Origin of the sequence: Streptomyces sedi (genome assembly GCF_006335015.1) — a bacterium.
GTDB classification, from domain to species: Bacteria; Actinomycetota; Actinomycetes; order Streptomycetales; family Streptomycetaceae; genus Streptomyces; species Streptomyces sedi.
The window spans coordinates 246871-261417 of record NZ_VDGT01000006.1; the positions used below are offsets into that span (position 1 = coordinate 246871).

Annotated in this window: 12 protein-coding genes and 1 pseudogene; 4 read left to right on the top strand and 9 right to left on the bottom strand. The window is 75.5% G+C overall.

Annotation, left to right across the window (positions count from 1 at the left end):
- Nucleotides 1–385: 385 nt before the first annotated feature.
- Nucleotides 386–541, bottom strand: a pseudogene (locus FH715_RS29530) (DapH/DapD/GlmU-related protein); the annotation flags it as partial.
- A gap of 747 nt (nucleotides 542–1288) precedes the next feature.
- Here FH715_RS29530 and FH715_RS10895 point away from each other — a divergent pair.
- Nucleotides 1289–2734 (top strand): hypothetical protein, encoded by a 1446-nt coding sequence (locus FH715_RS10895; RefSeq protein WP_139643715.1) that lies wholly within the window; start codon nucleotides 1289–1291, stop codon nucleotides 2732–2734.
- Here the strand turns inward: FH715_RS10895 and FH715_RS28555 are convergent.
- The 3 genes from FH715_RS28555 to FH715_RS10910 form a co-directional block, all read right to left on the bottom strand.
- Nucleotides 2639–3028, bottom strand: coding sequence for a hypothetical protein (locus tag FH715_RS28555; protein ID WP_211367538.1), 390 nt, complete (start codon nucleotides 3026–3028; stop codon nucleotides 2639–2641). The genes FH715_RS10895 and FH715_RS28555 overlap by 96 nt on opposite strands.
- Nucleotides 3009–3971, bottom strand: a complete 963-nt coding sequence (locus FH715_RS10905; protein ID WP_139643719.1) for an aminoglycoside phosphotransferase family protein — start codon at nucleotides 3969–3971, stop codon at nucleotides 3009–3011. The genes FH715_RS28555 and FH715_RS10905 overlap by 20 nt, the downstream gene beginning before the upstream one ends.
- Before the next feature lie 313 nt (nucleotides 3972–4284).
- Nucleotides 4285–4683: a hypothetical protein gene (locus FH715_RS10910; RefSeq protein ID WP_139643721.1), complete on the bottom strand. Its 399-nt coding sequence runs from the start codon at nucleotides 4681–4683 to the stop codon at nucleotides 4285–4287.
- Between the two features lie 84 nt (nucleotides 4684–4767).
- On the opposite strand from FH715_RS10910, the gene FH715_RS10915 reads away from it, so the two are divergent.
- Complete coding sequence (locus FH715_RS10915; RefSeq protein WP_139643724.1) at nucleotides 4768–6750, top strand: bifunctional serine/threonine-protein kinase/glutamate ABC transporter substrate-binding protein; 1983 nt, start codon at nucleotides 4768–4770, stop codon at nucleotides 6748–6750.
- Nucleotides 6751–6849: 99 nt separating this feature from the next.
- Here the strand turns inward: FH715_RS10915 and FH715_RS10920 are convergent, their stop codons facing one another.
- The 4 genes from FH715_RS10920 to FH715_RS10935 form a co-directional block, all read right to left on the bottom strand.
- Nucleotides 6850–7203, bottom strand: coding sequence for a hypothetical protein (locus FH715_RS10920; RefSeq protein ID WP_139643727.1), 354 nt, complete (start codon nucleotides 7201–7203; stop codon nucleotides 6850–6852).
- A 123-nt stretch (nucleotides 7204–7326) separates the two neighbouring features.
- A complete protein-coding gene (locus FH715_RS10925) occupies nucleotides 7327–8601 on the bottom strand; it encodes an MATE family efflux transporter (protein ID WP_246108671.1) in 1275 nt (424 codons plus the stop codon).
- A gap of 183 nt (nucleotides 8602–8784) precedes the next feature.
- Entirely contained in the window at nucleotides 8785–10527 is a 1743-nt protein-coding gene (locus FH715_RS10930) for a lipopolysaccharide biosynthesis protein (protein WP_139643730.1), read from the bottom strand.
- Entirely contained in the window at nucleotides 10524–11816 is a 1293-nt protein-coding gene (locus FH715_RS10935; RefSeq protein ID WP_246108672.1) for a glycosyltransferase, read from the bottom strand. The genes FH715_RS10930 and FH715_RS10935 overlap by 4 nt, the downstream gene beginning before the upstream one ends.
- A 391-nt stretch (nucleotides 11817–12207) precedes the next feature.
- On the opposite strand from FH715_RS10935, the gene FH715_RS10940 reads away from it, so the two are divergent.
- A complete protein-coding gene (locus FH715_RS10940) occupies nucleotides 12208–12675 on the top strand; it encodes an FAD synthase family protein (protein ID WP_139643735.1) in 468 nt (155 codons plus the stop codon).
- Here the strand turns inward: FH715_RS10940 and FH715_RS10945 are convergent.
- Complete coding sequence (locus FH715_RS10945) at nucleotides 12591–13340, bottom strand: CDP-alcohol phosphatidyltransferase family protein (protein WP_246108673.1); 750 nt, start codon at nucleotides 13338–13340, stop codon at nucleotides 12591–12593. The genes FH715_RS10940 and FH715_RS10945 overlap by 85 nt on opposite strands.
- A 128-nt stretch (nucleotides 13341–13468) precedes the next feature.
- Here FH715_RS10945 and FH715_RS10950 point away from each other — a divergent pair, with 128 nt between their 5' ends.
- Nucleotides 13469–14467: an SCO2278 family lipoprotein gene (locus FH715_RS10950; protein WP_139643742.1), complete on the top strand. Its 999-nt coding sequence runs from the start codon at nucleotides 13469–13471 to the stop codon at nucleotides 14465–14467.
- Nucleotides 14468–14547: the final 80 nt, after the last annotated feature.

Below are 14547 nucleotides of genomic sequence, written 5' to 3' on the forward strand. Positions count from 1 at the left end.
CGTGGTAGTCGGCGTCCCCGTCGCTGCCGAAACCGGCGGGCGCGGGGCCCGGCCGGCCGTTCTCGTCCAACGGGGCGATCAGCCCGGTGACCGGGTCCTGCCCCTGGCGCAGCCGGCGCACATGCTCCTCGACCGTCAGCTGCCTCGGCGCGCTGCCGTGCAGCAGCGCGGTGATCTCGACGGCGTCCGCGTGCGCCCGCAGGGTGGGCGGCGCGTCGGGGGCGTCGAGGTAGCGGCCCGTGGCGGCGCCGTCCGGCGCGGTCGCGGTCGCCTCCCAGGAACGGGCCACCACCGCGTCGGCCTGCTCCCGCGCCCGGTCGGCGAACGCGGCCAGCCGCCCCGCCAGTTCCGCGCGCGGGTCCCGGCGCGCGGCCTTGGGCGCGCGCCGGTCGCGGATCACGCGCGCCGGGTTGCCGCCGACCACGGCCCACTCCGGCACGTCGCGGGTGACCACGGCCCCGGCGCCGATCACGGCTCCGGAACCGACCGTGATGCCGTCCAGCAGCACGGCGTTCGAACCGATCCAGACATCGTCGCCGATGGTGATCCCGCGCTCGGAGGTCGGCTGCCGGTGAACCGGCCGATCCGGCTCCATGCCGTGGTTGAACCCGAGAATCGAGGCGTGCGCACCGATCCGCACCCCGTTGCCCAGGGTGACCGTGCCGCGCAGTACGGCGAACGGGTTGACCGAGCAGTGGTCACCCGCGGCGACCGTGCCGGTCAGATAGGCGTGGGCGGCGACATAGCAGTCGGAGCCGAGCCGCAGGCTGGTCGGCTGGACCATGGCCAGCTCGGAGAGGAAGCAGCGCTCGCCGAGCTCCCCCTCGATCCCCGCCAACACGGCCTTCTGCCGCGCCAGTTGTGCCGCGCGCGTGTCCTCGTCCGCGCGCCGCCAGAAGAGCCACGCGTTGTAGTCCAGCAGCCGGGGGTCGTCGTCGGGGCCGAGGCCCGTGGGCGGCTCGGCGGCGGCGGGCTCGTCGGCGATGGCGGGCTCGGCGGCGCGGGGGCCGGTGGCGTCGGGGTCGTCGGGCGCGGCGGCGGGTACGTGCGGTGACATGGCGGCTACGACACCTCGTGTCTTGTTCGTGCAGGTGTGCGCATCGTCCCCCGGATGCCGACACCCCGTCCACACCCGCCCACAGGGCGGAACACGACCGGGGCGCGCGCCCGGCCCCCGTCCACCGCGCGGCCGGAACCGGTGAAAGGCCGCCGCGCCCGACCTAGACTGAGCCCTCCCGTGGCGGCGGAACCGAAGCCTCCCGTGGCGGAGCGGCGGAGGGGAGACCGGGTGGCGATCGAGGTGCCGCGCCGAGCCGTGCTCTCCCGGCCGCTCTCGGTCCCGCTGATCGCCACGGTGGTGGGCGCGTTACCGCTCGCGGTCGCCGCCCAGCCGGGCCCGGGGATGCGGGACACCGCGTTCTGGCTCCAGTTGGTCGTCGCCGGCTACGCCGGGGTGCGGCTGTGCGCGATGGTGCTCTCCGGGCGGCGGCAGCTGGTGCAGGGCGCGTTCTGGCTCTTCGGCTATCTGGCGATGGGCATCGCGCCGCTGGCGCAGAGCGTGCTGGGCCGCGACCCGACCCCCGTGCTCGGCCCCCGCGAGGACACCCAACTGGCCATCGCGCTGGTGCTCTGCGGCATGATCGCGTTCGACGTGGGGGCGCTGCTCGCCCGGGTCCGCCCACTGGGGCGCGAACGCGGCAGGCCGGCCAGTGTGCACCGGGGACGGCTGGCGGCACTGGTCATCCTCGCCTATCTGGCCAGTGGTCTGCTGATCGTCCAACTCGGCGGCCCCGCCGTCTTCTTTACCAGTCGGCAGGAGATCAGTGCCAGCCTCGCCGAGGCGACCGGCGGCCCCTCCGACGCGTCCGACGGCGGCGGAGAGGCGGGCAACGCGCTGCTGCGGGGCTTCGGAACGGTGCCGGCGATGCTGGCGCTGCTCTTTCTCACCCGCTGGCTGGTCACCTCCCGCGACGCCCGCCGCCGACCGGCCGTGGTGCTGCCGTGGGCAGGGCTGCTACTGGTCAACACGATCGTCAACAACCCGATCTCCAACCCGCGTTACTGGTTTCTCACCGTTCTCTTCGCGCTGCTGTTCACCGTCTTCCCGCGCAGCCCGGTGATGTACCGCGCGGCGCTGGCACTCGGTCTGGTCGTGGCTTTGCTGGTCTTCCCCTTCACCGACCGCTTCCGCTACGAGGAGGGGGAACAGCGCCCGCTGGAGACGGACTCCGTGTTGGAACCACTGGTGGTCAAGGACTACGACCAGCTGAACATGTTCGCCAACACCGTCACCTTCGCCGACGACGGCAACGGCCACTCCTACGGCGAGCAACTCGCCGGCGCCGTGCTCTTCTTCGTGCCGCGCGGCCTGTGGGCGGACAAGCCGGAGGACACCGGCTTCCTGGTCGGCGGCTGGATGGGCACCGACAGCGCCAACCTCTCCTCCCCGCTGTGGGCGGAACTCTGGCTGGACTTCGGTCCGTTGGGCATGAGCCTGGTCTTCGCGGGCGTCGGCTACGCGGCGGCGCGCACCGACCGGCGCTATGTGCGGCGCACCGTGGACGACCCCTCGCCCGGCAACGTGCTGGCCGTCGCGGTGCCGGTCCTCGCCGGCTACAGCTTCATCCTGCTGCGCGGCTCACTCCTCCAGGCGTCCGGCCGCATCGGCATCGCCCTGCTCTGCCTGGCCCTGGTCACCACCTTCCGCCCACGCCCCCGCTCCGAACTCCGCTGAACCCGGCGGCCCGGGGCCGCGTCGGCCCGCGAGGAACGCCGCCAGCCACGCCGCGTGGTCGGCCGGGCCGTGCAGCGGCGTCGCCGGGGCCACCAGCAGGTCGGAGCCCAGGAGTTGGTCGAGCGCGTCCCACACCACCGCGTCGTCCAGCTCCGGCGCTTCGCCCTCCATCACCTCCCGCGCCCAGTCCGAAGCCGCGCCGGCCGTCGCCGGATCGGCCACCAGCAGCCGCAGCCGGCGCTCCACCTCGCCGCGCAGCCCGCCCCCGTCCCCCTCAGCCGGCGCGCCGCGCACGCAGCACCTCAGCGACCCGGCGGTCTGCCCGGACATGCGCCGACGGCGCGGTGACGCCGGCCTCGACCTCCCAGAGCACGCTCTGCAACACCCGCGCCAGAGTCCAGGCCACGGCCCGCCGCCGTTCCAGGCCCAACACCTCCGTCATCAGGTCGAAGCGCCGCAGCACCGCCCGGGCGACGTCGCCGCCCGCGACCACCTCGCCCCAGCGGTTGTGCAACGCGGGCAGCAGCTCGAACGCCGGGTCGCCGGCCAGCGGCTTCGGGTCGATCGCCAGCCACTCCGCGGGCCGGCTCCCGCCGGGCAGCGGCGCCAACACGTTGTCGTAGTGCAGGTCCCAGTGGAGCAGCCGGTCACCCGCGCCGTCCGGCAGCACCTCGGCGAGCGCCCCGGCGCAGCCGTCCAGCAGCCCGCGCGACGCCGGGTCGCCCACCCGCCCGCGGGCGGCCGGGGCGCGGCGCAGCAGGTCGGCGGCGATCTCCTCCAGCCGCCGCAGCCCGGGCGGTGCCGGCACCGAGGACAGCTGGGCGAGGCGCGCGCTGAGCAGCCGCAGCGCCTCCTCCGCGTCCGGCACGGACCCCAACGAACGGCTGGCGTCCAGTCGTTCGAGCAGCATCGTCCCCGAAGCCGGATCGTGCTCCAGCAGCCGCACCGCCCCGGCGCCGTCCCAGGCGCGGAGCGCCGCCGGCTCGCCGCGCGTCTCCTCGTCGACGGGCTGCAGCTTGAGCACGGCGGCCGTGCCGTCCCGCCGCCGCACGGGCACCACCAACGCGACGGCCCCGCACGCCACCGCCCCCTCCGGCGTCAACCCCCACTCCCCGAGCCACTGGTCGGCCAGCGCCGGCAGCCGCGCCGCCCACGCCCGCCCGGCCTCCCCCGAGTACCGCGCGTGCGCCTCGCGCAGCGACGCGGGGACCTCGACGAGGAAACGTGACCGGGACACGGGACGAGCGAACCACGCCCCCGGGCCGCGGTCCACCCGGACACGACGGCGCGCCCCCACCGGCCGCCGCTCCACCCGGCACACCGTGAACGCCCCGTCCCGGGCGACGCGCCGCCCGTCGGCTCCCCCTTGTCAGCCCGCCTCCCGCTCGGCGGCCCAGGAACCGGACTCCCGCGGACGCGGGGGCGCGACGGCCGAGGCGCCGCAGGCGTTACGCCAGCCAGAGCAGATCGAAATGGGCGAACCACGGCTCCGTGCCGGAGTCCACCCAGATCCGCGGCCCCTCCCCGCCCGGCGCCACGGTGAGGTCCCATCACGCCCAGCCGCGCATCCCGAACTCCGGCTCGAAGCGGGAGAGCCAGTCCTCCCACTCCCAGGGCCCGTCCGTTCCCGGGTGGGCCAGATAGCACGCCCGCCCGGCGCGGGCGAAGTCGGGAACGGCGAGGTCGACGCCCGCGCCTCCCCCCGCCGACACCGCCAGGAACCAGGAGGGGACCGACCCCGTCGGCAGCTCCTCGGCATCGAAGTCGACCGTCGCCGCGAGCGCCAACGTCGAGGCGAGTACCTCACGCAACCGACGCTCGTAGACGTCGACGGGCTCGGCCGGCCTCACGTCGAGGCACGCCAACTCCGTTGGCGCCGCGCCTCTTTCGGATCTCCGCACCAGTCGCCGCCGCTCGGCGGCCAGCGCCCCTCGTCCTTCCACGACCATTCCCGTCCGTCTCCTCGCCCGCCGCTGCCTACGGGTGTCGGGTTTCGGGCGGCGTTGTCGGAGGAGTCTGTCAGAGTGGGGCCCGTGGACCCTCTGACGAGTCAGGACCCGGTGCGGCTGGGCGAGTTCACGCTGCTCGCGCGGTTGGGCAGTGGCGGCATGGGGCGGGTGTACCTGGCGCGGTCGCCGGGTGGGATGCAGGTGGCGATCAAGGTGATCCGCGAGGACATCGCGGAGAGCGCCGACGCGTTGGCGCGGTTCCGGAGGGAGGTCGCGACCGTGCGGACGGTCCGCGGCCCCTACACGGCGCGGCTGGTCGGGGCGTCGCTGGAGGAGCCGCCGCACTGGCTGGCGACCGAGTTCGTGCCGGGCCCGACGCTGCTGCGCGCCTCGCGCGGCACCCCGCTCGAACCCGCCCTGTGCACGGGTCTGTTCGCGGCCCTGGCGGAGGCGCTGGTCGCGGTGCACGCGCACGGGGTGGTGCACAGGGACGTCAAGCCGCACAACGTGATCCTGGCCCCCGGCGGCCCCCAGTTGATCGACTTCGGGATAGCGCGGGGCGACGAGCAGACCGCGTTGACGCACACCGGCCACACCCCGGGGACCGTCGGCTACTCGGCGCCCGAGGTGCTGCTGGGTGGTGCGGCGGGGCCGGCCGCCGACGTGTTCGCGCTGGGGGCGACGATGGCCGCCGCCGCGACCGGCCGCCCCCCGTACGGGAGCGGCGAGTGGCCGGTCGTCGGGTACCGGGTGGTGTACGGGGAGGTGGACGTGGCGGGCGTGGAGCCCGACCTCGCCGCGTTGATCCGCCGGTGCGTGGCCCGTGAGCCGGCCGAGCGGCCGACGCCCGAGGAGATCGTGCGCCGGTGCGGCGTCTCGTACGCGCTGGCCGAACTGCCCGCGTACCGGCGGCTGCACGCCCCGGAGCCGGAGGCTTCCGAACCGGCGGCGGCTCCGGGGGCGCCGGCCGAGGCGTCGCCGTGGGCGCACCCCACGGTCACCGCGACGGACCGGCCGCCGGTGCCGGCCCCGGAGCCCGAGCCGGAATCGGAACCGGAGCCGGAATCGACGTCCGCGCCGGGGCCGGCGAGCGACGGGCCGCCGGAGGCGCCCGCGCGGACCGCGCCCCCGCCGCCCCCGCCTCCCCGCACCGCGCCGCGGGCCGCGCGCGGCCGGCGGCGGGCGCCGCTGCTGGCCGGGGGCGGGCTGGTGGCCGTCGGGGCGGCGGTGACGCTGCTCGCCTGGTTGCTGCCGAACGACGGCGGCGACGCCTCGGCCGACGACTCCCCCACGGACGGACCGGCGGACGGTTCCCCCACGGACGGACCGGCCGACGACGGCGGCGGCGAGGGCGGGGGGACCGTGTCCATCGGCGTCCGGTTCGACCAGCCCGGGATGAGCGTCCTCACCCCCGAGGGCGAACCGGCCGGCTTCGACGCGGACGTGGCCCGCTATGTCGCCGCCGAACTCGGCTACGCCGAGGAGGACATCGACTGGGTGGAGGCCCCGGCCCCCGAGCGCGTCACGATGCTTCAGACGGGTGAGGTGGACTTCCTGGTGGCCGCCTTCACCATCACCGACGAGCGCATGACCGAGGTCGACTTCGCCGGCCCCTATCTCTCCTCCCGCCAGGACCTGCTGCTACGCGCCGACGACGAGCTGACCGACGTGTCCGAGCTCAACGACCGCGTCCTCTGCTCGGTCTCGGGCAGCACTTCCGCGCGGGCCGTGAGCGACGGGCTGGCCCCGGGGGTGACGCTGGTGGAGCAGGCCACCTACGGCGAGTGCCTCGACGCACTCGCCTCCGGCCAGGTCGACGCCGTGACCACGGACGACGCCACGCTGGCCGGGTACGCCTCCGCGGAACCCGGCGTGTACCGGCTGGCGGGGCTCAGCCTCGGCGGCCCCTACGAGTACGGCGTGGGCGTCCCCAAGGGCGAGACGGAGCTGGCCGACTCGATCGACGCGGCCCTGGCGCGGATGGTCGCCGACGGCAGTTGGGCGGAGTCCGTCGAGACCCACTTCGGCGGGGCCGAGGACTACGAGCCGAGCCCGCCGGTGCTCTGACCCGCCGACCGGCGGCGCGCCCCGGCACCGGGCGGCCTGGGGCCGCGCGGGGAGCCGCGCGGCATGCCGGGGGCGGTGGTCAGCCCCGCCCCACGCTGGTCAACGGAAGGTGTGGACCAGCGTGATCTCGCCGACCAGATGGGCGTTGAACTCGTCCAACTCCTCGGCAGGAACCCACAGTTCGAGAATGGTCCGGCCGCCGGCCCGGCGCACCGGGTAACGGGCGAGAAACGCCGAGTCCATCTCGAAGCGGGTGACGAAGCCGGCACCGTCGTGCTTGACGTTCCAGTCGCGGGCGATGCGGACGGCGTAGTCCTCGTTGAGCACGGGGTAGAAGATCGGCTGCTCCGGCAGCCGGGGCGGCCAGGCGCGCCAGCCGGCGGCGCGCACCAGCTCCAGCTCGGCGGGCCCGGTGGGCCGCCAGAGCGTCGTGGTCCTCGCCTGGCCGTTCACGCTGTCCCTCCCCGTCCGAAGACGGCCGCTCGGCCCGGCCGTCCAGCAGAAGGTAACAATGATCGTCCGCCGGAGACGAACCCGTTTCGCCCCCGGCCGACGGCGGCCGGGGGCGCGAGAGGCTCAGGCGCGGACCACCGTGCGGAGTTCCAGGGCGGCGCGGAGCCAGGAGGCCAGGGCCTTGGCCGCGGAGCCGAGCGCGAGGCCCCATGCGGCGCCGAGGACGCCGCCGGTGGCGTACCCGACGAACAGCGCGACGACGGAGAGCGTGGAGAAGACCAGCTGGATGGGGAGGGTGGCGCGGGGGGTCAGCACGCGGAGCAGCAGCAGGCCGCAGGTGCCCAGCGCCATGAACGCGTACTGGCCGCCGGTCGCGGTGAGGATCTCGGAGGCCGAGTCCCAGGTGTCGCCGAGGAGTTCGCGGCCCATGGTGTCGGGCAGCACGGTCAGCGCCGTCGCCCACACGACGGCCGTCGCGGCGAGCGCGCCGCCCGCGCCCAGCGCGGCGCGGGCCTGCGGGTGCGGCCCCGGGCGGCGGTTGAGCAGCGGGGGGCCGAAGGCGGTGGCGGAGTTGAAGAGGACGTTGAGCGGTCCGAAGAGGGTGCCGGCGCCGCGCAGCGCGCCGACGACCAGCGGGTTGGCCAGCAACCCCAGGCAGATGATGGCCAGTTGGGAGGCGGCGTTGCCGACGCCGAACTCGACGACGAAGCGTCGCCCGAGGTGGCGGTGGCCCAGCAGCCGGGCCGGGCGAACGCCGCGCACGTCGCGGGTGCGCCAGGCGAGCAGCCCGCCGGTGAGCAGCAGCGCGGGGGCGGCCGACAGCCCCCAGGCCAGGACGAGTTGGCCGGGTCCCGTGCCGTGCGACTGGGCCGCCAGCACGGGAACGACGACGGCCAGCCGCAGCACGTCCCCGGCCAGGGCGAGCGGGGGTATGCCCAGTAGCGAGCAGGCGTAGCGCAGGATGTCCTGGGTGAGGACGATCGGCAGCACCAGGCCGAGCGAGGCGAGTCCGGCGGCGGTACCGCCCGGGAGGGCGAACGTGGCCAGGGCGAGGACCGCGCCGACGGCGGCGGAGCCGGCGAGGGTGAAGGTCGCGGCGTCCCAGCAGTGGCGGTTGAGCGTGAAGTCGGCGCCCTTCCGCAGGACGAGGGGCTGGCCGACGTAGGCGCCGGCCGCGCCGAGGAGCACCGCGAACACCGTGTAGACGACGGCGAAGGAGGCGAAGTCGTCGGCCGTGGACTGGCGGGCGGCGACGATCACCACCGCGATGTTGGTGAGGGCGGCCACGCCCTGGTCGGCGACGGCCGCCAGGGAGGACGAGGTCAGGGAGGTGCGGGGAGTCGGGGGCGTCGGGGGCTCGGCGGGGGTCGCCGGGCGGGCGCCGTTGTCTTTGCTCACTGCGTGTTTTCTCTGCTCACTGCGGGGGTCAGTGGGAACGGGTGGACGGGGTGCTCGGGAAGGGGGCGGGGCTTCGGGAAGGGGGCGGCGACCGGGGCGGGCCCGGGTCGCGTGCCCCGGGGTGAACTCCGGCGCGCGGACGGTGGCGTGCGCGCCGGCGGGTGGGGCGGTCGGCGCGCGGGGTCAGATGCGGTGGCGGGGGTCGCCGTCCTCCAGCTCGGCGGGGTCGAGGACGCGCAGGCCCATGGTCTCCGCGTTGCCCTCGCCGCGTTCGGCGCCGGGGCGCCCCCGCGCTCCCGGGGGCTGTCCCGGCGGCGTGCGGGGCGCCGGGTCGGCGGGGGCGTCGCGGGGCGCCGCGGGCTGGCCGCGCGTGTGCTCGGAGCCGTTGCCCCAGGAGTGGAGTACGGCGCCGAGCAGCGATCCGCCGGCGCCGACGACCAGTTCGCGGACCCGCGCCAGATCCTCGCGGCGCACCTCGGCCGGGTCGCAGACGACCAGCACGCCGTCGACGCGGTCGGTCAGCGCGATGGCGTCGGCGTAGGAGAGGACGGGCGGCGCCAGCACCACGACGACGGAGCCGCGCACGTCGGCGTGGGCGATGAGTTCGGTGGCGGCAGGGGAGGTCAGGGCGCGCGGCACGTTGCGGACCCGGCGGCCGGGGACCAGGTCGAAGATGCCGGACTCCCCCGCGTCTATCGGCACCCGCATCCCGGCCGGCCAGCCGCCGCCTTCGGCGCGCGCCGGGGCGTGCGCCCAGCCGGGGGCCACGCCGTCGGCGTGGCGCAGCTGCTCGGTGAGGGTCGGGGTGCGCAGGTCGGCCTCGACCAACAGCGCGTTCATGCCCATCTCGGCGAAGGCGGCGGTGACGTTGACGGCGGCGGCCAGCGGGGTGTCGATGCCGCCGCGCGGCGCGACCACGAGCAGCCGGCGGCGCTGGGCGAACGCCTCGTCGTAGGCGAGGCGGAACGCGATCGAGCGGTACTCCTCGGCCAGCCTGCCCTCGGCCAGCAGCTGTTCCGGGTCGCGCCCGGCGCGCGGAAGCACGCCGAGCACCGGCGCGCGCAGCGCGCGGGTGACGTCGCCCGCGGAGCGGACGGTGGGGTCGAAGACCAGCCGCACCCAGGCGGCGAGCAGGCCGAGGCCGATGCCGACCACGTAGCCGAGGCCGAGCAGCAGCGGCAGTCCCGGTCCCGCGGGCGAGGAGGGCGGGGTGGCCTCGGTGATGACCCGGCCGCCCGTGGTGTCCAGGGCGCGCAACGCGCTGATGTCGGAGTTGAGTTCGGCGATCCGGCCGACGACCTGGGAGAGGTCGGCCACCGCCAGGTCGTAGGCGGAGGTGCCCTCGATCAGGGTGTCCACCTCGGCCTGGAGCTGGTCGCGGCGCTCCAGCAGCGGTTCGCGCTGGCCTTCGAGGGAGGCGACGTTCTGGGTGATGGTCTCGTCGGCGTCGGCCTGCCGGTTGGCGAGGTAGGCGGTGACGAACGCGCCGGCGCGCTGGGCGGCGGCCTCGGGGTCGGAGGCGCTGTAGGCGAAGCGCAGCACCTGCGTGTTGGGCGGGTTGGTGACGGTCAGGCCGCGTTTGAGGCGGCCGACGCTCTCGGAGGTGCCGAGGGTCTGGGCGGCGCGCTCGGCGACGATGTCGCTGACGGCGGTGCGGCGTTCGGAGCCCATGGCGACCCGGTCCATGGGGGCGGGGGCGGCGAACGGGTCGGCCGTCGGGGTGCGGAGGCTGACCTCGCCGGTGGCGACGTAGCGCTCGTTGGCGGTGAGGCCGAGCCAGGCGCCGCCCGCCAGGCCGAGCAGGATGCCGCAGATGATCAGGGCGCGGTAGCGGAGCAGTTGGCGGAACTGGTCGCGCAGCAGGTCGGGCTCGTCCCACGGCTGGTGCGGGGCGGCGGCGCGTTCGGCGCCGGCGACCGCGCTCACGCGGGCGCCCCTGGGAGCGCGGGGCGCACGGCGCGCACGCGCGCCGGCGCGTGCGCGGTCAGGGCCTCGTCGAGCAGCGCGGAGACCCGGGCGAGGCCGGCGGCGCGGCTGAGGTGGCCGGCGGCGTAGGCGGCGCCCGCGGCGCCGAGCGCGGCGGCGCCGGCCGGGTCGGCCGCCAGCGCGCGGGCGGCGTCGGCCAGCGCGTCCGGGTCCTCGGGCGGCACCAGCCTGCCGCCGCCGGAGCGGCGCAGTTCGGCGGCCGTGCCCCCGTCGCCGGCGACGGAGGCGAGTACCGGGCGGCCGGCCACGAAGTAGGAGGTCAGCTTGGAGGGGACGCTCATGTCCAGCACGCTGGCGCGCTGGGTGACCAGCAGCACGTCGGCGGCGGCCAGGACGTCGGTGAACTCGGCCTCGGGCGCCGGCGGCAGCAGCTCGACGTTGGGCAACCCCTCGGCGGCGGCGGCCAGTCGGGCGCGGCAGGAGCCGTCGCCCATCAGCACCACGTGGAGTTCGGGCGCCCGCCTCGCGGTCTCGACCAGCACGTCGAGCCCCTGCTTGACGCCCATGTTGCCGGAGTGCAGCAGCACGGTGCGCTCCTGGGGCCAGCCCAGGCGTGCGCGGACGGCCGCGCGCGGGCGCGTGGGGGGCGTGACATGCGACCAGTTGGGGACGAGCCGGATGCGCGCGGCGGGAACGCCGAGGGCGCCGACCCCCTCGGCGAACGACTCGTGGATGACGCCGACCAGGGTGGCCCGCGCCAGCATCCGCCGCTCGATCCCGGCGGCCAGCGCGGCGACCCGCCCGCCGCCGGCGATGCCGCTCTGCGCGGCGGCGGCGCCCATCAGGTCCTGCACGACGGGCACGAAGGGCACCCGGTGGCGGGCGGCGATCCGGGCGGCGAGCAGCCCGCCGGCGAGGCTCGGCACCTGGGCGACGACGGCGTCCGGCCTGGCCATCCGGGGCGGGGCGAGCAGCCCGTGGCCGAGGATGGTGCCCTCGTAGGCGGCGCGCCGTAACGCGCTCTGCCGGCCCGGGACATAGTGCCGGCGGCGGTGCACCAGGACGCCGTCCCGTGCGTCGACCAGCCGCCAGCGCCCCCGGTACTCCGGGTCGACGCGCCAGGCCGGGTAGTGCGGCAGGCCGGCCAGGACGTGCACCTCGGCGTCGCGCGCGGTCGCCCAGTGCTCGGCGAGCTGGGTGGCGTAGGGGCCGATCCCGGCCTGCTCGGGCGCGTAGTTGGTGGATACCAGCAGCAGACGTTCACCGCCGGGTGCCTGCGGGTCGCTCACGACGCTTCTCTTCTCCACTTCTCCACCGTCGGGGCACGTGGCCTCCGTGGCGGCGTCCGTGACAGCGGGGGACCTCCCTGGCAGCGGTGGCGCACAGCTTATCGGCGCGCGACCGGTACGGCACGACCGTGCGTCAGCATCCCACGACGGGCGGGGAACGGAGGACGGTGTGGCGGACATCGGCCGGAGAACGGCCGTGCGGCGGCCCGGGGTTGGCGGTCCGGCCGGCGTCGCGGGTGTGGATTCCGGCCAATCCCGTTCGCCCGGGGGCGGGTTGGCCGTTCCCCCTCCGGCGACGGCCGACCCCGGGTTAGGCTCCGGACGACGCGGCGGGGCGCCCCGGACAGGGGGCGCCCGGGATGGGCACCGGCCAGTGGGGGGTACGGACGTCATGGGGACCGTGGGGTACGCGCCGGGGGTCTACGACCTCTTCCACGTGGGGCATCTCAACATCCTTCGGCACGCCAGGAGTCACTGCGACCATCTGGTGGCCGGGGTCGTCTCGGACGAGATGGCGGCGCTGGCCAAGGGCAGGCCGCCGGTGGTGCCGCTGGTGGAGCGGCTGGAGATCGTGCGCGGCATCCGCCATGTCGACGCGGCGTTCGTGGAGACCGTGCCGGACAAGCTGGAGACCTGGCGGCAGGTGCGGTTCGACGTGCTGTTCAAGGGCGACGACTGGCGGGGCACGGCCCGGGGCGAGAAGTTGGAGCGCGACTTCGCCACGGTGGGCGTGCGGATCGTGTACTTCCCGTACACGGTGCACACCTCCAGCACTCAACTGCGCGGCGTGCTGGACGCGTTGAGCGCCGAGAGCGCGCGGAACCAGCGCACGGAGAAGCCCGCGCAGCACAGCACGTAGGCGCAGCCGAGGGCGAGATAGCCGTAGCGGAAGGCGCGTTCGTCGCCGAGCAGCACGAAGAGCAGGCAGAGGGTGCCGTAGTCGACGGGCAGCAGCGCCAGCGCGCGCCGGCGCGAGGGGGCGGGCGGCGGCGCGGTGGAAGGTGCGTGGCGGCGCAGCTGCTCGGCGAGCAGGCCGCCGAAGAAGAGCAGCAGGTGGGCGAGTTGGAAGCCGAGCGGCAGCAACAGCCAGCCGTCGCCCGGCAGTGCGAAGTGGCGGTGGAAGGTGATCAGCACCACGGCGTGCAACGCGGTGATCTTCGCGAGGTCCACGGCGTGGTCGAGCCATTCGCCGGCCGGCCCCGACCGGCCGAGCAGCCGGGCGAGTTGGCCGTCGGCCGAGTCCAGGGCGAAGCCGAGGAAGAGCCCGAACCAGACGGCGCACCCCCACGCCCAGGACGGCTCGGCGAGGGCGACGGCGGCCAGCGCGGCGCCGCTGACGGCGGCGCTGAGCAGCGTGACCTGGTGGGGGCCGAGCCCCAGGCGGTAGGCGGCGGCGGCCAGTCGGCGTCCGACGGGGCGGTTCACGTGCCGGGAGTAGAGGGAGACGCCCCTGGCGGTCTTCTGCGCCTCGGCGAGCCGCGCGACGGCGGCTCCGTAACCCAACGTCCGCCCCGTCCCCACCATGCGTGGCATCATGCCACGCGCCGCCCGGCGTCCGTCAGGCCGCCGGTGCGACAGCCGCCGCACGCGACCGCTCCCGGCACGGCTACCATCGGGGGCCGAAGCGACACACGACGGGGAGGGCCGAGGAGATGCGGCTGCGCGCACGACTGACGACGACCACGGCGGGGCTGTTCGTGGCCCTGGCCACGGTCACGTCCCTGTCGGGGTGCATGACGGTACGCGGCGAGACAGCCGTGGTGCCGGCGACCACGGAGGAGGAGGCCCAGGAGGTCCTGGACCACTACTTCGAGGTCAGCAACGAGGCGTGGGGCGCCTTCGATCCGGAGCTGAACGCGACGGTCGAGGGCGGCGCGCTGGCGGAGATCAACGGCGCCTCGATGGTCGCCCAGGGCGCTTTGGCCGAGGAGGCGGAGGCGGCGGGCGAGGAGCCGACCGTCCGCGAGCCGCTGTCGCCGGTCGAGCCGCGCTTCCTGATTCCGCAGCAGTCCGGGTGGCCCAAGTTCTTCATGGTGGACACCCAGCTCGACGTGCCGGACAGCGAGCACAACTGGCTGCTCACGTTCGCGCGGAACAGCGTCGACGAGCCGTGGAAGGCGCGTTACCTGTCGGTGCTCGCGCCGTCGGCCATCCCGGAGTTCGCCGAGGACGGTGACGGCTATCTGGAGGAGTTGCAGGTCTCCAGCGAGAACACCGGCCTTTCGGTGGTGCCGGGTGAGCTGGGCGAGACGTACGCCACCTATCTCCAGGAGGGCCAGGGCTCGTTCCTCGGCGGCCCGCACACCTCGGAGACGCTGGCGGTCAGGGACGAGCGGGCCGAGGACGCGGCGAGCCAGACCGACTACGCCGACGTGCCGCAGGAGGAGGCGGACCACCCGTCGTTCGCGGTGCGGACCGCCGACGGCGGGGCGCTGGTGCTCTTCACGATGCGGATGGACGAGAAGCAGACCTGGGCCGAGGGCGAGACGCCGGTGGTGGACGACCGGGTGAAGCCCCTGATGCAGGGCACGGCGGACCGGGCGGTGACGCTCCAGCGCTTCGCGACGTTCACGGCCTATGTGCCGGAGGGCGAGGACCCGGTGGATCTGCGTTCCCGGCTCGCGGGCGTCTTCAACGCGCTGGGCGAGTAACGCGCGAGCCCCCCGCGGGCTTCGACGCGTCAGCACGACCCGCACGGGGAACGGGGAGGGGCACCATGGCCCCTCCCCGT